Genomic DNA, 21,502 nt, shown 5'->3' on the forward strand with positions numbered 1-21,502 from the left:
CGCGCGGCCGCTCCGGGAAAGGTGCCGCGGCGGCCCGCCGCCGCCATCCGAGCCGCCCCGACGAACTCCCCGGCGCGCAGGCGGCGCCGGGGCTGCCGGGGCTACTGCGGTGCCAGCGGGCTGACCAGGAGCAGCCCGGCGCCCGTGGCCGTGCCCGCGCCGACCCCGTCCAGGCACAGCTCCTGGAGCCCGTCGCTGTCGCGCACCACGGCCTCCCCCGTGAAGTGGTACCGGGCGGGCCTGCCGCCCAAGCGCTTCCACTTCGCCGAGGTGACGTCCAGTGCGCCCGCGAACTTGCCGGCCAGCCAGTCCTCGAACTCCTCCTCGGCCAGCGGGACCCGCTTGCCGTGCTGCGCGGTGGGGGCCGAGATGAGCTCCCAGCGGACGCTCTCGCCCTCGGGGTGCCGCGGCAGCGGGTGGATCGCGGCGGAGGTCGCGCCGGGCACCTTGCCCCAGGCGGGTGCGGTGTCGGAGCTGACCACCAGGGTGCTCGGTGAGGTGCGCGCCCACAGCACGCGGGCGTCGGATCCGGGGTCGGGGTCGACGGCCTTGCGTACGGCCCGCCCCATGACCGCCCACTGGTCCATGCCGGTGCTGCGCGCGGGGTCGAGGTTGATGCGGGCCAGGTACACGGGGTTCGCCTCCAGGGTGTCCCCGCCGGGGCGGGGTCGTGTTCGGTCGCGGGTCGTCGAGGTTCCTCCACGCCCGGGGTGAAGTCCCCACTGTACGAGGCGCCCGGCCCCGGCCGGCCCGGTGCGCGTCCGCCCCGGTGCGGCCGCCGGGCCGGAGACGGGCGACTCACGGCGGTATGGTGTCCCATCGAGTGGTGTGACTTTTCCGGCCCTGTTCCCACGGATGCGCGTCAGCGGTGCCGGGCGGATCGGTGCACCGCCGCCTCCGGCGGCTTCTTCATCCCGGCCGGCGGGCCCCCGGTACGCGCTGGCCCGCCCGGCTTCGGCCGACCATCGCGATGACCCGCAAGGACGCACCCGAGCGAAAATCACACCACTCCCGGGGACGTGACCCACGGCGGAGGGGGCCGTCCCCGCCCGCGAGCAGCGCGGACCGCCACCCGTCCCCGGGCCGGAGACGGGCGACCCGGCTCAGAAGCCGATGGGCAGGCCCGCGTAGTTCTCGGCCAGGCCCGCGGCGCCCGCCTCGCTGGTGGCGGTCCAGCGGAGCTGGGAGAGCTGCAACTGCGTGTCGAAGGGGTCCGTACCCGTGTGCAGCATGGTGGTCATCCACCAGGAGAAGTGGGTGCACCGCCAGACCCGGCGCAGCGCCGTGTCGGAGTAGGCGTCGGCCGGGCGGGTGTCGCCGCGCACCAGGTCGGCCAGGGCCGGGGCGAGCAGGGCCACGTCGGCGACCGCCAGGTTCAGGCCCTTGGCACCGGTGGGCGGGACGATGTGGGCGGCGTCGCCCGCCAGGAACAGGCGGCCGTCGCGCATCGGCGTCTGCACGTAGGAGCGCATCGGCAGCACGCTCGTGTCGGTGATCGTCCCGGGCTTCAGTTCCCATCCGTCCTGGCCGTGGCCGAGCCGGGCGGCCAGCGCGTCCCAGATGCGGTCGTGGCTCCACTCGTCCGCGGAGGTGCCGTTGGGGACCTGGAGGTAGAAGCGGCTGACGGTGGCCGAGCGCATGGAGTGCAGGGCGAATCCGTCGGGGTGCCAGGCGTAGATGAGCTCGTCGGTGGAGGGGGCGACGTCGGCCAGCACGCCCAGCCACGAGTACGGGTAGACCCGTTCCCAGGTCCTGCGCAGGTCGGCGCCGACGGCGCCCCGGCTGGGCCCGAAGGACCCGTCGCAGCCCGCCACCGCGCGCGCCCGCACCCGGTGCACCGCTCCTTCGGGGTCGGTGAAGGTGACCGAGGGGGCGTCGGTGCGCAGGTCGTGCAGGGCGACGTCGGCGGACTCGTAGTGCACCTGCTGCCCGGCGGCGGTGCGGGCGGCGATGAGGTCCTTCTGTAGCTCGGTCTGCCCGTAGATCCACACGCTGCGGCCGGTGAGGTCGACGAAGTCGAGGTGGTGCCGCTCCCCCGGCCACTGTAGGTGGATGCCGCGGTGCTCGTCGCCCTCGGCCGCCAGGCGGTCGGCCAGGCCGACCGAGCGCAGCAGGTCGACGGTGGAGTGCTCCAGCACCCCGGCGCGGATGCGGGAGGCCACGTACTCCTGTGAGCGCGCCTCGACGACGACGGACTCCACCCCCTGGGCGGCGAGCAGGTGGGAGAGCAGCATGCCGGCGGGGCCGGCACCGATGATGGCCACGTCGGTGGTGGTGATCTGGGTCATGCCCGCCATTGGACCGTGCCACGGCACCGAATGCGGAACCCTTTCTTCCGCTCAGTGAAAATCCCCAGGTGAAAGATCACAACCTTCGGGAGATCCCCTGCGCCGCCACCTGGAGCGCCGTGACCAGCCGCCCCCGGTCGCGTTTGAGCGCGGGCACCACGACCGCGATCGCCGCCGCCACCTCCTCGCCCCGCCGCACCGGCACCGCCACCGAGCACGCCCCCAGCGTCATCTCCTCCACGGTGGTGGCGTACCCCTCGCGGCGGACCCGTTCCAACTGCCGCAGCAGCGCCCCCGGCTGGGTGACGGTGTACGGGGTGACCCGGCGCAGCGATCCCAGCACCCGGGCGCGCACGTCCTCGGGGGCGTACGCCAGCAGCACCTTGCCGACCCCGGTGCAGTGCATCGGCAGGGTGGAGCCCACGCTGCTGACCACCGGCACCGACGCCCGGCCCGCCATCCGCTCCAGGTACAGCACCTCGTCGCCGTCGCGCACCGCCAGGTGCACGGTGGCCAGGGTGGTCGCGTACACGTCGTGCAGGAACGGCGAGGCGGCCTCGCGCAGCGTGGTCTGCACCGGCGCCAGCAGTCCGATGTCCCACAGGCGCCGGCCCACCACGTAGGAGCCGCCCTCGCGGGCCAGCGCGCCGTGGCGCACCAGCTCGCCGACCAGCCGGTGCACGGTGGGCGGCGGCAGCTCCGCGCGCCGGGCGATGGCCGACAGCGACAGCCGCCGATGGTGTTCGTCGAAGGCGCCCAGGACCGCCATGACCCTCCCGGCCACGGTCGCCCCGGGCGTACCGGTGTTCCCCGCCATACGGGACATTCTTCCACTGAGCGAAAAGGAGACCCACGCCACCCCGCCCCCGGACGTAGCCTCCCGCCATGAACAGCACCCCGGTCCCACCGTCCGGCCTGGAATCCCAGTCGGTGGTCAGCGCGGAGATCGCCGCCATCGAGCAGGCCCGCGGCGCCGCCCCCCAGCCCGCCCTCGACTACCCGCCCTACCGCAGCAGCGCGCTGCGCCACCCCACCAAGGACCCGCACCACACCGACCCCGAGGCCATCGAGCGCTGGGCCCCCTGCTTCGGCGAGCGCGACGTGGACCCGCTGGAGGCCGACCTGACCGTCGGCGGTGCGGGCGAGCCCATCGGCGAGCGCATGGTCGTCACCGGCCGGGTCACCGACGACCGCGGGCGGCCGGTGCGCCGCCAGCTGGTGGAGATCTGGCAGGCCAACGCGGGCGGCCGCTACGTGCACAAACGCGACCGGCACCCGGCCCCGCTGGACCCCAACTTCACCGGGGCGGGGCGGTGCCTGACCGACGACGACGGGTACTACCGGTTCCAGACGATCAAGCCGGGCCCCTACCCGTGGCGCAACCACCACAACGCCTGGCGCCCCGCCCACATCCACTTCTCGCTGTTCGGAACCGAGTTCGCCCAGCGGCTGGTCACGCAGATGTACTTCCCGGGCGACCCGCTGTTCGCCCTGGACCCGATCCTGCAATCCGTCACCGACCGGCGGGACCGGGAGATGCTCGTGGCGGCCTACGACCACGACGTGACCACGCACGAGTGGGCGACCGGGTACCGGTGGGACATCGTCCTGGGCGGTGCGCACGGCACCCTCATGGAGAACGGGGAAGGGGACGACGCGTGAGCACCATTTCCGAGGGGGCGCCGTTGCGCACCACTCCCGGGCAGACGGTCGGCCCGTTCTTCCACTACGGCCTGCCCTACGACGGCGACCGCGACCTCGTGCCCCCGGGCTCGGCCGGGGCGGTCCGGCTGACCGGGCTCGTCACCGACGGCGCCGGGAACGGGCTGCCCGACGCGCTGGTGGAGGTCTGGCAGACCCGCCCGGACGGCTCCGTGCCGCGCGAGCCGGGGTCGCTGCGCCGGGACGGGTGGACCTTCACCGGGTTCGGGCGCGCCTCGACCGGCCGCGACGGGCGGTACACGTTCAGCACCCTGGAGCCGGGGCCCACCGAGCCGGGTGCGGCGGCGTTCTTCGCGGTCACCGTGTTCGCCCGCGGGCTGACGGACCGGCTGTTCACCCGCGCCTACCTGCCCGACGACGCCGCCGCGCTGGCCGCCGACCGGCTGTTGGCGTCGCTGCCCGCCGAGCGCCGTTCCACGCTGGTCGCCCGCCGCGACGGGCAGGGGCTGGTGTTCGACATCCGCCTCCAGGGCGAGGGCGAGACCGTGTTCCTGGACCTGTCCGGGTACCGGACGCGGACCCCATGACCGACCTGTTCTGGCCCGGGGACGAGCGCGCGGGCGACCTGTTCACCGAACGCTCCTGGCTGGCGGCCATGGTCGCCGTCGAGCAGGCCTGGGCGGACGCCCTGGCCGGGGCGGGGATCGCCCCGGCCGCCGCCGACCTGTCCGGTCTGGTCGGCGCCGACGACCTGCCCGCCCTGGCCGGGGCCGCCGAAGGCGGCGGCAACCCCGTCATCGCACTGGTGAAACTGCTGCGCGAACGCGCCGACGGACCCGCCGCCACCTGGGTGCACCGCGGGCTGACCAGCCAGGACGTGGTGGACACCGCGCTGGTGCTGTGCGCCCGGGACACCGTCGCCCGGGTGCGCGCGGACCTGCGCCGCCAGGTCGCCCACCTGGCCGGGCTGGCCGACACCCACCGGAACGCGGTGATGGCGGGGCGCACCCTCACCCAGCACGCGGTGCCCACCACCTTCGGGCTCAGGGCCGCCGGGTGGCTGGGCGGGGTGCTGGACGCCGCCGACACCCTGGGCCGGACCCGCTTCCCGGTGCAGGTCGGCGGCGCCGCCGGGACCCTCTCGGCCGTCGTGGACCTGGCCCGGGCGCACGGCGCCGCCGACCCGGTGACCGCCGCGACGGACCTGGCCGCCGCGACCGCGCGGCGGCTGGGGCTGGACCCGGCCCCGCCCTGGCACACCTCGCGCGGCACCGTCACCGCCCTGGGCGACGCCCTGGTGGCCTGCACCGACGCCTGGGGGAGGCTGGCCGCCGACGTCACCACCCTGTCCCGGCCCGAGATCGCCGAGGTGGCCGAACCCGCCGCCGACGGGCGCGGCGGCTCCTCGACCATGCCGCACAAGCGCAACCCGGTGCTGTCGGTGCTCGTCCGGCGGGCCGCCCTGGCCGCTCCCCCGCTGGCCTCGACCCTGCACCTGGCGTCGGCGCTGGCCGTGGACGAGCGCCCGGACGGGGCCTGGCACGCCGAGTGGGCGACCCTGCGCGCCCTGGCCCGGCGCACCGCCACCGCGGCCTCCCAGACCGCGGAGCTGCTGGCGGGGCTGCGGGTGGACACCGACCGGATGGCGGCCACGGCCGCGGCGGCCCGCGAGGGGCTGACCGCCGAGGCCCGCGCCGTCGCCGCCTTCACCGGCACCGACCCCGCGGACGGGACGGCGGGCGCCGCCGACGCCCTCATCGACGCCGTCCTGGCCCGCGCCGACCGCTTCCTGGAGACCTGAACATGACGATCCCGCACATCACCGGAGTCGAACTCGCCGGCGGACCCGACCGGCCGCTGCTGCTCGTGGGCCCCTCACTGGGCACCTCGGCGGCGGCGCTGTGGTCGGCGGCCGCCGACCGGCTCGGCGACGCCTTCCACGTGGTGGGCTGGAACCTGCCCGGGCACGGCGGCGCCCCGGCCGCGGGCGCGCCGTTCACCCTGGCGGAGCTGGCCGGGGGCGTGCTGGTGTTCGCCCGCAGGGTGACCGCGGCGCGCGGGGACACCGACCGCTCCTTCTGCTACGCGGGCGATTCCGTCGGCGGAGCCGTGGGCCTGCACCTGCTGCTGGACGCCCCCGAGGCGGTGCGGTCCGCGGCGCTGCTGTGCACGGGGGCGCGCATCGGCGAACCCGACGGGTGGCGCGAGCGGGCCGCGACGGTGCGCGCGTCGGGCACCCCGGCCGTGGTGGAGGCCTCGGCGAAGCGGTGGTTCGCCCCCGGGTTCGCCGAACGCGAGCCGGGCACCGTCGCCGCCCTGCTGCACGTGCTCCAGGACGCCGACGCCGAGGGCTATGCGCTGGTCTGCGAGGCGCTGGCCGGGTTCGACGTGCGCGACCGGCTCGGGGAGGTCACCGCGCCGGTGCTCGCCGTCGCGGGCTCCGAGGACGGACCCACCCCGCCGGCGTCGTTGGAGTCCGTCGCCCGCGGGGTGCGCCGGGGCCGGGTCGAGGTCCTGGACGGGGTGGCCCACCTGGCCCCGGCCGAGGCCCCGGACCGGGTCGCCGCCCTGCTGCGCGACCACTTCACGGGCCCCGCCACCGCCCCGGCCGACCCGGGTTCCCCGACACAGGAGCAGGTGCGCGCGGCGGGGATGGCGGTGCGCCGCGAGGTGCTGGGCGACGCCCACGTGGACCGGGCGGTCGCCGCGACCACGGACTTCACCGCCGACTTCCAGGAGTTCATCACCCGCTACGCCTGGGGCACCGTGTGGACCCGCCCGGGGCTGGACCGGCGCAGCCGGTCGATGATCACCCTGACCGCGCTCATCGCCCGCGGCCACCACGAAGAGTTCGCCATGCACGTGCGCGCGGCCCTGCGCAACGGGCTGACCGCGCAGGAGATCAAGGAGGTCGTGTTGCAGAGCGCGATCTACTGCGGGGTCCCGGACGCCAACTCGGCGTTCCGCACCGCCCAGCGCGTCCTGTCCGAGGAGGACCGCGCCTGATCCTCAGCCGTACCGAGGGACGACCCCGACAGGACCGCCGTCCTGACCGAGGTGGGCACGGTGCGCCTGGACCCGTACCTGCTCACCGATTCCCCGAAGCACTTCGCCAGGAGCGTGCACGCCTACGAAGCGGCCCTGGACGCGGCCCCGGACGGTCATCCCAACCGGGCGGGTGTGCTGTCGAACCTGGCCCTGATCCTGCGCAGGCGCCACGAGGGGCAGGGGCACGCGGGGGACCTGGAGTCCGCGATCGGCTTCTCCCGCCGAGCACTGGCCGAGAGCGCCGGGGGCGGCCCCACCCGGGCCCGGATCCTGTGCGTCCTCGGCGATTCCCGCCGCGACCGCCACCGCCGTTCCGGGAGCGAGCAGGACCTCGCGGAGGCCGCGGACGCCTACACCGGGTCGTGGACGACCGTGTCCGCCCCCGCCTCGTTGCGCATCCGCTCCGCCCGTGGCCTGGCCGCCCTGGTGGCCGACCGCGACCCCGCCCGGGCGGCTGCCGCGCTGCGCGGGGCCGTGGACCTGCTCCCGCTCGTGGCCGACCGCTCACTGCGCCGCGGGGACCGGTGGTACGGCCTGGGGATGTTCTCCGGACTGGCCGCCGAGGCGGCGGCGATGACCCTGGAGGCCGTGGACGGGCAGGAGGGGCCCGTGGCGGCGCTGGGGACCCTGGAGGCGGGTCGCGCGGGGTACTGCTGAGCCAGACCCTGAACACCCGCGGCGACCTGGGCGACCTACGGGTCACCGCCCCCGAACTCGCAGAACGGTTCGTTTCGCTGCGGGACCGCTCGGACCACGCGGCCGGCCACCACGACGACCTGCCCGGGCCGGGCAGGCGCACCGCTCTGGACCGGGTGGTCTCCTCCTACGTCCCCACCGTTCGGGCCCTGAGCCACGCGCACGCGGCCCGTGCCCTGCACGCGGCGGTCAGGGCGGTCCGCGACGGAGAGGGGCGGTCGGAGTCCGTGCGCAGGATGGGGCATCCACGACCGGGTGGAGGCTCCCTGCTCTGGGCCGCCCATGTGCACAGTGGTGCATGAGCCGGCGCGGGGCCCGTACGGGCGGGCCCCGCGCCGGTCCCCGGGTCAGACCAGGTCGCGGAGGGTGTCGGCGATCGGGGTGGACGGGCGGCCGGTCAGGCGGCGCAGGCCGCCGGTGGGCTCCTCCAGCGCGCCGTCGCGGATGTTGCCGTCCAGGGCGGCCACGAACCCGGCGGTGCCCTCGTCCAGGCCCGCCTCGACCAGGGCCGCGATGTGCTCGGCCGTGGACAGGTCCTTGTAGACGACCTCCCGGCCCAGCACCTCCGTGAGCGTCTGGGCCAGCTCGGGGTAGGTCCAGGCGGTGTCGCCGGTCAGCTCGTACACGGCGCCCGCGTGGGCGGCCGGGTCGGCCAGGACCGCCGCGGCGGCCGCGGCGAAGTCGGCGCGGGCGGCGCTGGGCACCCGGCCCTGCCCCGCGCTGCCGATGAACACTCCGAGGTCGCGGGCCTGGTGCAGCGCGGAGACGTAGTTCTCGTGGTACCAGTTGTTGCGCAGGATCGTGTGGGTGATCCCCGAGGCGGCCAGCAGCTCCTCGGTGGCCTTGTGGTCGGGGGCCAGCACCAGCACGGTGTCGTCGGCCCGGGGCGCGCTGGTGTAGACGATGTGCCCGATCCCGGCGGCGGCCGCCGCCTCGACGGCGGCCCGGTGCTGGGGCAGGCGGCGGCCCGGCTCGCTGGTGGAGATCAGCAGCAGGGTGTCGGCCCCGGCGAAGGCGGGTGCCAGGGTGGCCGGGTCGTCCAGGTCGATGCGCGCCGTGCGCACTCCGCGTTCGGCGAGCGCGGCCAGGCGCTCGGCGTCGCGGCCCGCCGCGACGATCGCCTCGGCCGGGGTCCCCCGCTCCAGCAGCTCCTCCACGGTGAGACGGCCCAGGTGGCCGGTGGCACCCACGATGACGACGGACATGAGCGATGGTCCTTCCCATTGCCGGGCCGGGACGTCCCCGGCCGCTGCTCTGGGTCAACTGCGCAGGTGGGAGGCACATTCCAAAGTTCTGGTACCCACTTTTTTGTCAGGTACCAACCCAGATGTTAGCCAGGAGTTCAGAGTGTCAGGGGGCCGCCGGATCCGCTGCTCCGGAAGCGCCGTCGCCCTTCCCGGGACCCTCCGGCCCCTTCGGCGGCGCCTCGTCCGCCGCCTCCCCCGGTTCCTCCGAATCGCTCAGCAGCGGGTGCTGCGCCACCTCGTACCGCCTGATGTAGGACCCCAGGAACGCCTGCATACTGGCGCCCATCGGCAGCGCGAGCAGTGCTCCCGGCGCCCCCATGATCGCCACGCCCGCCAGGACCGACCCGAAGGCCACCGCCGGGTGCATGTCCAGCGTCCTGGCGGTGATGCGCGGCTGTAGCAGGTAGTTCTCGAACTGCTGGTAGAGGATCACGAAGACCAGCACCCACACCGCCGTCCAGGGCCCCTGCGGCAGCGCCACCAGCACCGGGACGAGCCCGCCGATGTAGGTGCCGACCGTGGGGATGAACTGCGACAGCACGCCCACCCACAACGCCAGCGCGAACGCGAACGGCACGTCCAGCGCCACCAGGACCAGGTAGTGCGCGACCGCCGAGACCAGGGCCATCAGCGCCCGCGAGTACAGGTACCCGCCGGTCTTCTCGATCGCGATCTCCCAGGCCCGCAGCACCTCGCGCTGGGTCCGCGGCGGCAGCACCGAGCAGATCACCCGCCGGAAGCGCGGCCCGTCGGCGCACAGGTAGAACGTGAACAGCGCGACCGCCAGCCCGTTGAAGAGCAGTCCCAGCAGGGTCGTCCCCGCGCCCAGGGCGTTGTCGGCGATCCGGGAGGCGTACTGCTGGACCACCCCGCTGGCGCTGGTGACCGACTCCATCAGGTTGGTCGGCGAGTAGTCGGTGCCGAACGTGGAGTTGGCCCACACCAGCGCCGCGCGCAGCATCCGGGGCGTCTCGGCCGCCAGGGCCAGCACCTGCCCGATCAGCATGGAGCCGAGCATGCTCAGGAACACCCCGGTCGCCAGCACCACCAGGAGCATGACCGCGCCGGTGGCCGGGCCGCGGGGCCAGCGGCGCCGGTGCAGCCAGTTGACGGCCGGTTCCAGCGCCAGCGCCAGGAACAGGGAGATCAGCAGCAGGACGATGATCCCCTGCAACTGGAGGAACAGCCACAGGGCCACACCGAAGGCCGTGACGGTCCACATCACCATCAGGACCGCGCGGGGCAGCCACGGCGGCATGGTCCGCCGATCGGTGCTCGGATCCCGGGGAGCCGGGGTGTTCATCTGCAAGCCGGGGTCTCCTTGGGTGGTGTCCCACCGAGTGGTGTAATTTCGTTCGACCCTAAAATCCCAAGGGCAACAACGTGCTGGTCAGTGATCTGCTCCTGTTCGAACAGTCGGCGTTTTCGCACCACTCGACGGGACATGACCTCTCCTTGTCTGTGCTCGCCGCGCCACGGAGCCGCGACCGCCCCCGCCTACCGGACGATAGCCGTCTCCAAAGGCCCACAGGTCCCCCGCACGCCCCCGACCACCCGTGTCGCGGGCCGGGGGACGTCCTGCGGGTAGGTTGGGAGGGTGAGCATTGCACGGGGTCTTCCCAAGGGTGAGGTGTTCAGCGCCGACTGCCCGTCCCGCCGCCTGCTGGGCGAGGTGACCTCCAAGTGGGGCGTCCTGGTCCTGGTGGCGCTGAAGGACGGTCCGCTGCGCTGGAGCGAGCTGCTGCGCCGCATCGGGGGCGTCAGCGAGAAGATGCTCGCCCGCACCCTGCGCTCCTTCGAGGCCGAGGGCCTGGTTCTGCGCGACGCCCGCCCGGTGGTGCCCCCGCACGTGGAGTACAGCCTCACCGACGCCGGGCGCGAGGTCACCGTCCGGCTCGTCCCCCTCGTCGACTGGGCCGAGGAGCACGCCGCGCTCCCCCGGCCCGCGGCCGGGCGCGGCGGCGTGTCCGAGCCGTCCGCCACACCCCGGTCCTGACACCGCCCGCGCCGTCGGGATAGGGCAGACTCCTTCTCGGAGGAAGAACCGGCGAAGGAGGTTCACGATGGGCGACGGACACGAGCACGTCCCGGCGGTGGTGGCGGGTGTCGACGGTTCCCCCGAGGCGAGGTCGGCCCTGGCCTGGGCGGCGGCCGAGGCCGAGCGCAGGGGCCTGCCGCTGAAGGTGGTGCACGCGCTGTCGATGCCGGTGGTGGTGAGCGCCCACGCGGGCCGCACGCGCTTCCCTCCCAGCGAGGAGATCTCCGAGCAGGGACGGCGCATCCTGGCGAAGGAGGCGGAGTACGTCCGCGGGGCCCGCCCCGGCCTGGAGGTCCTCACCGAACTGGCCCTGGAGGAGCCGCCGGTGGCGCTGCTGCGCCGCACCGGGCCCGGGGACGTGATCGTCGTGGGTTCGCGGGGGTTCGGTCCGGTGCGCACCGCCCTGGCCGGGGCGGCCGGGGTCCGCCTGGCCTCGCGCGCCTCCTGTCCCGTCGTGGTCGTGCCCGCCCCGGCCGGGGACGCGGAGCCCTCCGAGCCCCGCGCTCCCCGCAGGATCGTGGTCGGCGTCGACGGGTCCCTGGACTCCCAGCGCGCCCTGGACTTCGCCCTGCACGAGGCGGTCCGCACCGAGGGGGCCACCGTGACGGTCGTCAACAGCTGGGAGGCGCCCACGCCCTTCGCCCCCCAGGCCCTCATCGCGTCGGGGTGGACGCCACCCGAGGACTTCCTGGACCGGCAGTCGGAGGAGATCGTCGCCGGGGTGCTGGCGGAGGTCATGGACGAGGCCGTCGAGGAGGTGGACATATCCGTGGTGCGCACCCGCAAGGACCCGGTCACGGCCCTGGTGGAGGCGGGCGCCGAGGCCGACCTGATCGTGGTCGGGTCCCGCGGCCGCGGCGGGGTGAGCGGCCTGTTCCTGGGCTCGGTGAGCCAGGGTGTCCTGCACACCGCCACCGTCCCCGTCGTGGTCCTGCCCCACCGCGCCGGCTCCGAGCACTGAGGCGGTGGGTGAAACGAGCGGGAACGCGCACGCCGCCCTGACGCGGATACTGTTCGGCGGGATGGCCGCCCACCTGGTCGGCGGGGCGGTCAGGCTGGGCCTGCCCGCCGCCCTGGGCGAGGCCGGGGCCACCCCCGCCGACCTGGCCCGCGCCCTGGACGCCCGCCCCGACACCGTGCAGCGCCTGCTGCGGGCTCTGGCGGCCCTGGAGCTGGTCGAGGAAGGGTCCGGGGACCGCTACACGCTCACCACCGCGGGCCGCCTGCTGCACCCGGAGCACCCCGACTCCCTGGCCGCCGCCGCCCTCTTCTACACCGACCCCCTGCTGCTGGACTCCTGGCGGGGGCTGGACGGGAGCGTGCGCGACGGCTCGGTGGCCTTCGACCGCCTCCACGGGGAGTCGTTCTTCGAGCACCTGGACCGCGACGCGGACCGGGCCGAGCTGTTCCACGCCGCCATGGCCGACCGGACCCGCGGCACCGCCAGGGTGCTGCCGGACGCCTACGACTTCGCGCCGTTCACCACGGTGGTGGACGTGGGCGGCGGCGACGGCACCCTGCTCTCGGCGGTGCTGGCCCGCCACCGGCACCTGGGCGGTGTGCTGTTCGACGCGCCCGGGGGCGCCGCCCGCGCCCCCGCGGTACTGGAACGGGCCGGGGTCGCCGACCGGTGCTCGGTGGTGTCCGGGGACTTCTTCCGCTCCGTCCCGGCCGGGGACGTGCTGCTGCTCAAGAGCATCATCCACGACTGGGACGACGAGCGGGCCGCAGCGATCCTGTCCCGCTGCCGGGAGGCGGTGACCGACGGCGGCCGCCTGCTGCTGGTGGAGCCGATGCTTCCGGAGGGGCCCGACGCGGACGTCTCGCCGGTGCCGTTCCTGAGCGACCTGAACATGCTGGTCAACACCGGTGGCCGGGAGCGCGCCCGCGCCGATTTCGAGGAGCTGTGCGAGCGCTCGGGATTCGGGCTGGTCTCGGTGCGCACGCTGCCGTCGCCGTCGGGTTTCACGCTGCTGGAGGCCGCTCCCGGATGACTCCGTCCCGGGGCACGCCCGGCGACCGTCCCCCGCCGCCGGGTGCCCGGCACCGGGTGCGGGCCCGGAGGGCGTCGGTGTTCTCGCGCGCCCACTGCGCGCAGGTGCGTGCGGGGTGCCCGGCGACCTCCCGCACCGTGGACGGTACCCGGCCCGCGGTCTCGGGCGGGACGGTGCCGGGGCGGTGTCGAACTCGACGCGACTCCTCCCGGAAACCCCGGACGCACAGGCGCTCCCGGTCCCGGTCGGGTGCACCCGGGAGACCTCGTCCCCCGGTGCCTCACCCAGGGCGGCGACCGGGGCGGTGTCGAACTCGACGCGACTCCTCCCGGAAACCCCGGACGCACAGGCGCTCCCGGTCCCGGTCCGCGGTAACGATCTCCGCGGGCCCGGTCCTCGCCCTGGCCTTCGGCGGGGCTTTCACGGTCCAATGGGCCCATGAACGAATCACCCACGGCGGCAGAGTTCCTGGCCCGGCTCGACGAGCAGAGCAGCGACGAGGAGCTGCGCAAGTACCAGCGGTATTTCCGGTTCGACGCCGACGACCAGGACCCGGACGACCACTTCATCGGGGTGCGGATGGGCACGGTGTTCGCGCTGGCCAAGGAGTTCCGCGCGATGAGCCTGGACGAGATCGAGAAGCTCATGGACAGCCCGGTCCACGAGGCCCGCGCCGGGGCGATGAGCATCATGGAGAAGAAGGCGCGGAACAGGCGGGCCACCCCCGAGGAGGTCAACGCGCTGGCGGAGCTGTACCTGCGCCGCCACGACCGGGTCAACGACTGGGACCTGGTGGACTTGGCGGCGCACCACGTGGTGGGCCGCAGCCTGCGCGAACGGCCGCGCGACGTGCTGTACACCCTGGCCGGTTCGGAGAACCCGTGGGAGCGGCGCACCGCGATCGTGGCGACGGCGCACTTCATCGCGCACGGCGACCTGGACGATGCCTTCGCCCTGTCGGAGATCCTGCTGGAGGACGATCACGAACTCGTGCAGAAGGCGGTGGGGTGGATGTTGCGGGCGGCCGGGGAGGCCGACCGCGAGCGGCTGCTGGCGTTCCTGGACGCGCACGCGGCCCGGGCTCCGCGGCCACTGCTGCGGGCCGCGATCGAGAAGCTGCCGCCGGACGTGCGCGCCCACTACCGTTCGCTCAAATCCTGAGGCCCGGCGATGCGGCGGCGGGCCCGAGCGGTCGCGCCTCGATGTGGCGCACCCGCACGGGGCGGGTGGCGTCGGCGGTGAGGGTCTCCGGGGTGCCGCCGTGTCGCCGGGCCCGGCAGGAGGCGGCCCACGAGGGTCCGGATGTGGGCGGACCCGTGGCAGGTGCCCGGTGCGCCCTCCCCCGCGTTCTCGGACGCGTCGGCGGTGGGGACCGCCGGCAGGGTGACGGCGAGGGCCGGGGGCGGGAGGCCGCGCAACGCCAGGGTGCACTCCTCAACGCGGGGCAGAGACCGCTGTGAGCGATGACAGCAGAACATGGTCATCCCGTGTGCCGTGCACAACCGGATTCCGCGCGAACGGGAGGACGCACGGCCCCCGCACCCGGTATCAGGCGGGCGAGCGGTGCTCCCTCAGGTGGCGCGGGACCCCGATGCCCGCCTTCAGCAGCGGGTCCGGCTCCGGCTCGCCGTACACCTGCCCAACCGGGACGGTCCCGGCCCACACGTCCAGGTCCATGTCCTCCTCGTCGTCCACCGGGGGCCCGGTGCGGACCTTCACCGAGGCCTCGGCCAGCGACAGCGCCAGCACCCGGGTGGCCGCCATCTCCTTGCGGTTCGGCTCGCGGATGTGGTCCCACCGCCCGGGGGCGATCTGCTCGGTCAGGGCCCGCAGGCCGGCCATGCGCTCGTCCGGGTCGGTCACCACCCGCGGGCGGCCGTAGACCATCGCCGACCGGTGGTTGACCGAGTGGTGGAACGCCGAGCGGGCCAGCACCAGGGCGTCCACCAGGGTGACCGTCACGCACACCTCGCCGTCGGTGTTCAGCGACCGCGCCCCCGTGGAGCCGTGCAGGTAGAGGGTGTCGCCGATGCGCCCGTAGGCGGTGGGCAGTACGCGGGGGGTACCGTCCACGGCCACCCCCAGGTGGCAGAACAGGCCCTCGTCGAGCAGTGCGTACAGTTCGGCGCGGTCCTCGCGCTGCTTGTGCCTGCCCCGGCGCATCCGGGTCCGGTCGGTGGCGGACAGGGGCGCGGACGCGGGGTCCGGGGCGGCCGGGGTCTGCGGGGCCGGGCCGGGGGCGGTTTCGGTGGTCGAGTGCATGCCTTCACGTTAGAAGCCGGGTGGTCCCCCGAACAGGGCCACTTCCGTCCCGAAACGCACGACCACTTTCGGGTTCACGCGGTCGTGTCGACGGCCGCCTTGCCACGCACGCCTCCGGCCTCCGGCGCCCCTACCATGGTCCTCATGGCCGTCGTCGGCATCCGTGCCGACTCCCCGCGGCGGCCCGGCCGCCGCCCGCCCCGGTCGGCCTGCACCACCTCCGCCCGGTCATGTCCCGTGGAGTGGTGTGGGAACAACGGCTGTTCGGACAAGAACGCATCGCCGACCAGCGCGTCGTCACCTCTGGGGCTCTGGAGGCGAACGAAGTCACACCACCCGGTGGGACACCATCCCTCCGCTCCTGGAAAGCCCGTGCCCGTGCCCCGACAGCACGCCGAACCGGCCCTGCACCTGGACCGCTCCGGCGGTGCGCCGCTCACCGTCCAGCTGGCCGCCGCCCTGCGCGCCGCCATGGCGGGCGGGTCCCTCGCCCCGGGCGAGCGGCTGCCCTCCAGTCGGACCCTCGCCACCCAGTTGGGGGTCAGCCGCACCGTCGTCACCGACGCCTACCAGCAGCTGTACGCCGAGGGGTGGCTGGAGGGCCGACACGGGTCGGGCACCTTCGTGGCCCCGGGCGCCGCGCCCGCGCCCGCCGAGCCCGCGCCCATCGAACCGGCCTGGCGCACCGCCGCCGCCCGCAGCGGCCGCACCGACCTGGAGGAGCGGCCCACCCGCGGCGAGCTGCGCGAACGCGGCCTGATCGACCTGCGTCCGGGCGCTCCCTGGGTGCGGTCGGTGGACCGGGCGGCCTGGCGGCGGGCCTGGCGCGCCGCCGCCGACCTGCCCCAGGACGACGACCCGGACCCGCGCGGCCTGCCCGGGCTGCGCGCCCTGCTCGCCGAGCACCTGCGCCGGTACCGCGGGATCGCCGTGGGGCCGGAGAACATCCTGGTCACCCGCGGCACCGGCAACGGGCTGGACCTGGCGGGGGCGGCCCTGATCGCCCCGGGCGACCAGGCGGGGGTGGAGGAGCCGGGGTACGGGAAGGCCCGCACCGTGCTGGCCGCCCGCGGGGCGCGCATCGTCCCGTGCCCGGTGGACCACGACGGGCTGGTCGTGGACGCGCTCCCCGACGACCTGGGCCTGGTGTACACCACCCCGGCCCACCAGTACCCGCTGGGCGGACGGCTGCCGGTGCCCCGCCGCGAACTCCTGATCTCGTGGGCGCGGGCGACGGGGGCGGTGGTCATCGAGGACGACTACGACGCCGAGTTCCGCTACGACGTGGCCCCGCTGCCCGCCCTGTACGGGATGGACCCGGGGCGGGTGGTGCTGTTGGGGACCCTCTCCAAGACCCTCACCCCGGACCTGGGGATCGGGTGGATCGTCGCCGAACCCGACCTGGTGGAGCACCTGGCGCGGGTGCGCCGCAACCTGACCGACCGCACCCCGGGCCCGGTACAGGCCGCCACGGCGCTGCTGCTGGAGCGCGGCGACCTGGACCGGCACCTGCGGCGGATGCGCGCCGAGTACGCGCGCCGCCGCGCCCTGCTCATCGAGTACCTGGGGCCGCGGCTGACCGGGGACACCGCGGGGCTGCACGCGATGCTGCCGCTGCCCGCCCGGGAGGTGGCCCCGGTGGTCGCCGAGGCCGCCGCCCGCGGCGTGGTGGTCGACGACACCGGCCGCACCAGCCACGGCGAGCCGACCGTGCACGGCCTGGTCCTGGGCTACGGCTCGGCCTCCCTGCCGGAGCTGCGGCGCGGCTGCGCCGCCCTCGCCGACATCCTCGACCGCCGCCCGCCCCCCGCCTGACGGGGGCCGCCGGGGCCGGGTCGACGGGGGCGGGTTGGCAAGGCTAACCTCAGGGGCGTTCGTGCTCGTTCGTCCGATCCTGAGAAGAGTGCCCCGTGCGTGTCGAGAGCCCCGCCCACCGCGCGATCATGCGCGCCCGCGTCGTGCGCACCGAACGGGTCACCAAGCACTTCATCAACGTGACCCTGGGCGGGGAGGAGTTCGCGGGGTTCGAGTTCCTGGGCCGGGACCAGTTCGTGCGCCTGTTCCTGACCCGTCCGGGCCAGGACCGCCTGACGCTGCCCACCGCCACCGACCGCCGCTGGGTGTCGCAGCTGTACGACATGCCCGAGGAGCGCCGGCCCTACGTGCGCAACTACTCGGTGCGCCGGTTCGACCCCCTGGCCCGGGAGATGGACATCGAGTTCGTCGACCACGGCGAGGGCGGCCCGGCCTCGGCCTGGGCGCGGGCCGCGCGCCCCGGCGACGAGATCGGCCTGCTCACCGACGGCGTCTACTACCTGCCCTCCCCCGGCGCCGGCTTCCAGCTGCTGGTGGGCGACGAGAGCGCGCTCCCCGCGATCGTGTCGGTCCTGGAGCAGGCGCCCGAGACCCTCGTCGCCCGCGTGTACCTGGAGGTGCCCTCGGCCGACGACGTCCGCCCGCTGCGGTCGCTGCCGGGTGTGGAGGTGCACTGGCTGGCCCGGACCGACCCGCACGCGGTGCCCGGCCGCCTGGCGCTGGAGGCGGTGCGCGCCGCCGACCTGCCGCAGGAGCGCATGTACTGCTTCGTCGCCGGGGAGAACGCGCTGCCCACCGAGGTGCGCCGCCACCTGGTGCGCGAGCGGGGCGTGGCCAAGGACGACATCACCTTCATCGGCTACTGGAAGCACGGCCAGGCGGTGACCGACTGAACCGGTCACAGGAAGCCGGTTCGGTTTACCCGGAGAAGGTAAAAATATTCTCTTCGAGGCCACTGCGTGTCTTAAATGTTATGAAATGACCTACCCTGATGCCTGGTGCGCCGCACGGCGCCCCCAGCCAGGCCCCGAGGAGGTCATGTGGCACCCGGCCGACACAGCACCCGCCCCGATCCCCGCCCCTACCGGAAGTGGGCGGCCTTCGGCGCCGCCGCCGCGGTGATCGCCGCCGGCTACGCGATCGCCGGGGCCGCCGACGGACCCGCCCCCGGCCCCGGCGCCTCCCTGTGCCAGGCCGCCGACGACAAGCGGCAGATGCGCGGCGCCTGGCTCACCACCGTCGGCAACATCGACTGGCCCTCCGAACCCGGCCTGTCCGCCGAGGAACAGCAGGCCGAGCTGGACGCCCGCCTGGACGAGGCCGCCGACCTGGGCCTGAACACCGTGTTCCTGCACGTGCGCCCCACCACCGACGCCGTCTACGAGTCCGACCTGGAGCCCTGGTCGCGCTACCTCACCGGCGAGCAGGGCGGCGACCCCGGCTACGACCCGTTGGAGTACGCCGTCGCCGGGGCCCACGAACGCGGCCTGGAGCTGCATGCCTGGTTCAACCCCTACCGCGTCGGCATCTCCTCCGACCTGGAGACCCTCGCCGACGACCACCCCGTCGAGGAGCACCCCGACTGGATGGTCCGCTACGGCGGCGAGGGGTTCCTCGACCCCGGCAACCCCGAGGTCCGGGCCTGGGTCACCGACGTGATCATGGACGTCGTGGACCGCTACGACATCGACGGCGTCCACTTCGACGACTTCTTCTACCCCTACCCCAAGGACGGCGAGGAGTTCGACGACGACGCCTCGTGGGAGGCCCACGGCGGCGACTTCGACGACCGCGACGACTGGCGGCGCGACAACGTCAACCGGTTCGTCGCCGGAATCCACGAGCGCATCCAGGAGGACAAGCCCTGGGTCCGGTTCGGCATCTCCCCGTTCGGGATCTGGCGCAACGCCGGCAGCGACCCCGCCGGGTCGGACACCGACGGCCTGGAGTCCTACGCCGCCCAGCACGCCGACACCCGCACCTGGATCCAGGAGGGCACCGTCGACTACGTGGTCCCCCAGCTGTACTGGGAGCGCGGCTTCGCCGCCGCCGACTACGAGGTCCTCACCGACTGGTGGGCCGACCAGGTCGAGGGCACCGGCGTGGACCTGTACATCGGCCAGGCCGCCTACCGGGCGGGCGAGCCCGGCTGGCGCGGCGAGAGCGCCCTGTCCGACCAGCTCGACTACTCCGACGGCGTCGAACAGGTGGGCGGCGACGTGTACTTCTCCTTCATGTCGCTCACCGAGGAGGCCGCGGACGCGTTCGACCACCTGCGCGAGGAGTACTACGCGGACCCGGCGCTGCCGCCCCTGGGCGACGTGGCACCCGACGCCGACCCCGAGGTCGGGGCGGTGCGCGGGCTGAGCGCCGACACCGGCGACGAGGGCACCGAGCTGTCCTGGGACTCCCTGGACGGGGCCCGCTCCTACGCGGTCTACCGGATCGACCCCGACCGGGTCGAGGCGGTGGCCTCCGGCGGTGTCGAGGACGTGTGCGAGGCACTGACCGCCGACGCCCTGCTCGGGGTCACCGGCACCACCTCCTGGACCGACGGCTCCGACGGGGAGGGCGCCTACGTGGTGACCGCCCTGGACCGGTACCGGGTCGAGGGACCGGCGGCGGACCCGGTGGACCCGCGCGTGTGACGGTCTCCCCTTCCCCGCCGACGAGGGGGTTCCGACCGCGGACGGCGCCGTGGGGCGGGGCCGCGGCCGCCGTGCCCGGGCCGCCGCGCCCCATCCGCGGTGCGGGGTCCGCCCCGCCAACGCACCCGGATGCCCCATGCGGGCTCGCGGCCCGAACATCGACCGGCGTCGGCGGACGGCCCCACAGCCGATCTTCACACCCGAGAGGCGTCGTCCGCAGGTGAACGGGAGGCTCCCATGAGGTCACGGTCGCCCGTCCGGTCGCGTGCGGTGACCCCTCCGAGCGGTCCGACTGATCCCGTAGAGGACGACCCGTCGTGGGCGTCGGTCAGGCCGTGGGCCGGACCCGCCGGAGAGGCCACTGCGCACCCTCACGGTCAGGCCCGGCCCGCGAGGTCGCGGGCGAGGATGCGCAGCACTTCGGTCCGGCTCCCGATGGGGAAGAAGTGGCCGCCGGGCAGCACCTCCAGGACGTGCCCGCGCGTGGTGAGTCCGCCCCAGCGGTCCACCTCCGCGGGGGTGACCGAGGGGTCGTCCGCCCCGGCCAGCGCAGTGATCGGCACGTCCAGGGGTTCGGGGGCGGCGGGCCGGTAGGCGTCGATGAGCCGGTAGTCGCCGCGCACCGCCGGCAGTACCAGGGACCGCAGGTCGGGGTCGTCGAGCAGGCCGGGGGGCGTACCGCCGAGCTTCTCGATGACGGCGACCAGGCCGTCGTCGTCCAGCAGATGGACCCCGGAGGCGGCCCCCTCCAGGCCGGGGGCGCACCGCGCCGACGCGAACAGGCGCACCGGCGGACCCAGGGGCCCGCCCGCCAGGCGGCGGGCCGTCTCGTAGGCGACCAGCGAGCCCATGCTGTGGCCGAACAGCGCGTAGGGGCCGGTCAGATGGCCCTCCAGGGCCGCGGCGGCACCCGCGGCCAAGTCCTCCAGCCGTGCGGGCAGGGGCTCGCCGAACCGGGTCTCCCGGCCGGGGTACTGCACGACGGCCAGGTCGTACTCCTCGGGCAGGCCGGTCGACCACTCCCGGTAGAAGTTCGCCGTCCCCCCGGCGTGGGGGAACAGCACCACCGTGAGCCGGGCACCGGGCCCGGTACGGAAACGGCGCAGCCAGGGCGTCCCGGGGGTGGTCATCGCGCGCCTGCCTCTCAGCGTCTGTCGCGGACGGTCCGCCGCCGCAGTCTGCACCATCCGGCCCGTGCCCCTCAACGTCGGGGAGGGGTCGCCCCGGTCACACCGGGGCCGTCCACAGATTCGGGTTTTCCCCGGCGGGCCCGCCCCCGGCCGGGGACAATGGGGTCGAACGCGAACTACGCCCCGCACGGTGCGGGACGCGACGGGGGAACGCCATGGAGCACGCATCCGAGGAGCCGACCTACGAGGCGCGCAGCCGCGCCGCCGCCCTGCTGCCCCGCCTGGTGGCCGCCGAGTCCGAACACCGCCTTCCACCGGTCGAGTGGCTGCTGGACCGCGACGGCGGGCTGCACGGCACCACCGCCCGGGGCGGCACGGAGGCCGCGTACGCCTGGGCCGACTTCTTCGGCAGCTCGGTGCGCGAGGGCGAACCGGCCGGTGTGCACGGCCTCCCGACCCTGTTCACCGGCCTGGACGACTACCGCGGCGTGCGCGTGGTGGTCCGCACCCACCACTGACCGCCCCGCGCGCGGGGGCCGCCCCGGACCCCGCGGTCCCGCATCGCCGGCCCGCCGCCCGCCGGTGCGGGACCGCGGCACACCGGTCCAACGCTCCGGCCAGGCGTCCGGCGGCCCGCCAGCGCCGGGCCGGGGCCGCACGGGCCTCGGGGTCCG

The 21,502-nt window shown here is 74.8% G+C and carries 20 protein-coding genes; 13 read left to right on the forward strand and 7 right to left on the reverse strand.

Annotated features, from left to right (window positions below):
- Positions 1-101: 101 nt before the first annotated feature.
- The 3 genes from QJS33_RS15805 to QJS33_RS15815 all read right to left on the reverse strand — a co-directional run bounded on the left by QJS33_RS15805 (position 102) and on the right by QJS33_RS15815 (position 3,105).
- On the reverse strand, positions 102-632 hold the full coding sequence (locus QJS33_RS15805; protein WP_306368740.1) for a type I-E CRISPR-associated protein Cas6/Cse3/CasE: 531 nt from the start codon (positions 630-632) through the stop codon (positions 102-104).
- 471 nt (positions 633-1,103) lie between these two features.
- Positions 1,104-2,288, reverse strand: a complete 1,185-nt coding sequence (locus QJS33_RS15810; RefSeq protein WP_306368741.1) for a 4-hydroxybenzoate 3-monooxygenase — start codon at positions 2,286-2,288, stop codon at positions 1,104-1,106.
- A gap of 76 nt (positions 2,289-2,364) precedes the next feature.
- The gene (locus QJS33_RS15815) at positions 2,365-3,105 is read right to left on the reverse strand and encodes an IclR family transcriptional regulator (RefSeq protein ID WP_306368742.1); all 741 of its coding nucleotides are present in this window, start codon (positions 3,103-3,105) and stop codon (positions 2,365-2,367) included.
- Between the two features lie 68 nt (positions 3,106-3,173).
- On the opposite strand from QJS33_RS15815, the gene pcaH reads away from it, so the two are divergent.
- From pcaH to QJS33_RS15840, 5 genes are read left to right on the forward strand one after another with little or no spacing between them, the layout of a single operon-like run.
- Entirely contained in the window at positions 3,174-3,950 is a 777-nt protein-coding gene (pcaH, locus tag QJS33_RS15820) for a protocatechuate 3,4-dioxygenase subunit beta (protein WP_306368743.1), read from the forward strand.
- The gene (gene pcaG / locus QJS33_RS15825) at positions 3,947-4,537 is read left to right on the forward strand and encodes a protocatechuate 3,4-dioxygenase subunit alpha (RefSeq protein WP_306368744.1); all 591 of its coding nucleotides are present in this window, start codon (positions 3,947-3,949) and stop codon (positions 4,535-4,537) included. The genes pcaH and pcaG overlap by 4 nt, the downstream gene beginning before the upstream one ends.
- Positions 4,534-5,751, forward strand: a complete 1,218-nt coding sequence (locus tag QJS33_RS15830; RefSeq protein ID WP_306368745.1) for a lyase family protein — start codon at positions 4,534-4,536, stop codon at positions 5,749-5,751. The genes pcaG and QJS33_RS15830 overlap by 4 nt, the downstream gene beginning before the upstream one ends.
- A gap of 2 nt (positions 5,752-5,753) precedes the next feature.
- Positions 5,754-6,956, forward strand: coding sequence for a 4-carboxymuconolactone decarboxylase (pcaC, locus tag QJS33_RS15835; RefSeq protein ID WP_306368746.1), 1,203 nt, complete (start codon positions 5,754-5,756; stop codon positions 6,954-6,956).
- A gap of 60 nt (positions 6,957-7,016) precedes the next feature.
- On the forward strand, positions 7,017-7,655 hold the full coding sequence (locus QJS33_RS15840) for a hypothetical protein (RefSeq protein WP_306368747.1): 639 nt from the start codon (positions 7,017-7,019) through the stop codon (positions 7,653-7,655).
- A 386-nt stretch (positions 7,656-8,041) separates the two neighbouring features.
- Here QJS33_RS15840 and QJS33_RS15845 read toward each other — a convergent pair whose 3' ends face one another.
- Together QJS33_RS15845 and QJS33_RS15850 are read right to left on the reverse strand one after the other, a co-directional pair.
- Positions 8,042-8,899, reverse strand: coding sequence for an SDR family oxidoreductase (locus QJS33_RS15845; protein WP_306368748.1), 858 nt, complete (start codon positions 8,897-8,899; stop codon positions 8,042-8,044).
- A 145-nt stretch (positions 8,900-9,044) separates the two neighbouring features.
- Positions 9,045-10,244, reverse strand: a complete 1,200-nt coding sequence (locus QJS33_RS15850) for an AI-2E family transporter (RefSeq protein WP_306368775.1) — start codon at positions 10,242-10,244, stop codon at positions 9,045-9,047.
- 294 nt (positions 10,245-10,538) lie between these two features.
- Here QJS33_RS15850 and QJS33_RS15855 point away from each other — a divergent pair, with 294 nt between their 5' ends.
- From QJS33_RS15855 to QJS33_RS15870, 4 genes are all read left to right on the forward strand, one after another.
- Positions 10,539-10,937 carry a winged helix-turn-helix transcriptional regulator gene (locus QJS33_RS15855; protein WP_372339671.1) on the forward strand — a complete coding sequence of 133 codons (399 nt, stop codon included), beginning with the start codon at positions 10,539-10,541 and terminating at the stop codon, positions 10,935-10,937.
- Positions 10,938-11,004: 67 nt separating this feature from the next.
- Complete coding sequence (locus QJS33_RS15860) at positions 11,005-11,940, forward strand: universal stress protein (protein ID WP_306368749.1); 936 nt, start codon at positions 11,005-11,007, stop codon at positions 11,938-11,940.
- A 4-nt stretch (positions 11,941-11,944) separates the two neighbouring features.
- A complete protein-coding gene (locus tag QJS33_RS15865) occupies positions 11,945-12,973 on the forward strand; it encodes a methyltransferase (protein ID WP_306368750.1) in 1,029 nt (342 codons plus the stop codon).
- 438 nt (positions 12,974-13,411) lie between these two features.
- Positions 13,412-14,134: a DNA alkylation repair protein gene (locus tag QJS33_RS15870; RefSeq protein ID WP_306368751.1), complete on the forward strand. Its 723-nt coding sequence runs from the start codon at positions 13,412-13,414 to the stop codon at positions 14,132-14,134.
- Between the two features lie 387 nt (positions 14,135-14,521).
- Here the strand turns inward: QJS33_RS15870 and QJS33_RS15875 are convergent, their stop codons facing one another.
- Entirely contained in the window at positions 14,522-15,136 is a 615-nt protein-coding gene (locus QJS33_RS15875) for a pyridoxamine 5'-phosphate oxidase family protein (protein WP_306368777.1), read from the reverse strand.
- 477 nt (positions 15,137-15,613) lie between these two features.
- Here QJS33_RS15875 and QJS33_RS15880 point away from each other — a divergent pair, with 477 nt between their 5' ends.
- From QJS33_RS15880 to QJS33_RS15890, 3 genes are all read left to right on the forward strand, one after another.
- Complete coding sequence (locus tag QJS33_RS15880; RefSeq protein ID WP_306368778.1) at positions 15,614-17,050, forward strand: PLP-dependent aminotransferase family protein; 1,437 nt, start codon at positions 15,614-15,616, stop codon at positions 17,048-17,050.
- Between the two features lie 95 nt (positions 17,051-17,145).
- Positions 17,146-17,943 (forward strand): siderophore-interacting protein, encoded by a 798-nt coding sequence (locus QJS33_RS15885; RefSeq protein WP_306368752.1) that lies wholly within the window; start codon positions 17,146-17,148, stop codon positions 17,941-17,943.
- Between the two features lie 147 nt (positions 17,944-18,090).
- Positions 18,091-19,698: a glycoside hydrolase family 10 protein gene (locus QJS33_RS15890; protein ID WP_306368753.1), complete on the forward strand. Its 1,608-nt coding sequence runs from the start codon at positions 18,091-18,093 to the stop codon at positions 19,696-19,698.
- A gap of 377 nt (positions 19,699-20,075) precedes the next feature.
- Here QJS33_RS15890 and QJS33_RS15895 read toward each other — a convergent pair whose 3' ends face one another.
- On the reverse strand, positions 20,076-20,828 hold the full coding sequence (locus QJS33_RS15895; protein ID WP_306368754.1) for a thioesterase II family protein: 753 nt from the start codon (positions 20,826-20,828) through the stop codon (positions 20,076-20,078).
- A 215-nt stretch (positions 20,829-21,043) separates the two neighbouring features.
- On the opposite strand from QJS33_RS15895, the gene QJS33_RS15900 reads away from it, so the two are divergent.
- Positions 21,044-21,346, forward strand: a complete 303-nt coding sequence (locus QJS33_RS15900) for a hypothetical protein (protein ID WP_306368755.1) — start codon at positions 21,044-21,046, stop codon at positions 21,344-21,346.
- The last annotated feature ends 156 nt before the right edge of the window (positions 21,347-21,502 follow it).

This window comes from Nocardiopsis sp. CC223A, assembly GCF_030766825.1.
In the GTDB taxonomy this organism is placed as follows: Bacteria; Actinomycetota; Actinomycetes; order Streptosporangiales; family Streptosporangiaceae; genus Nocardiopsis.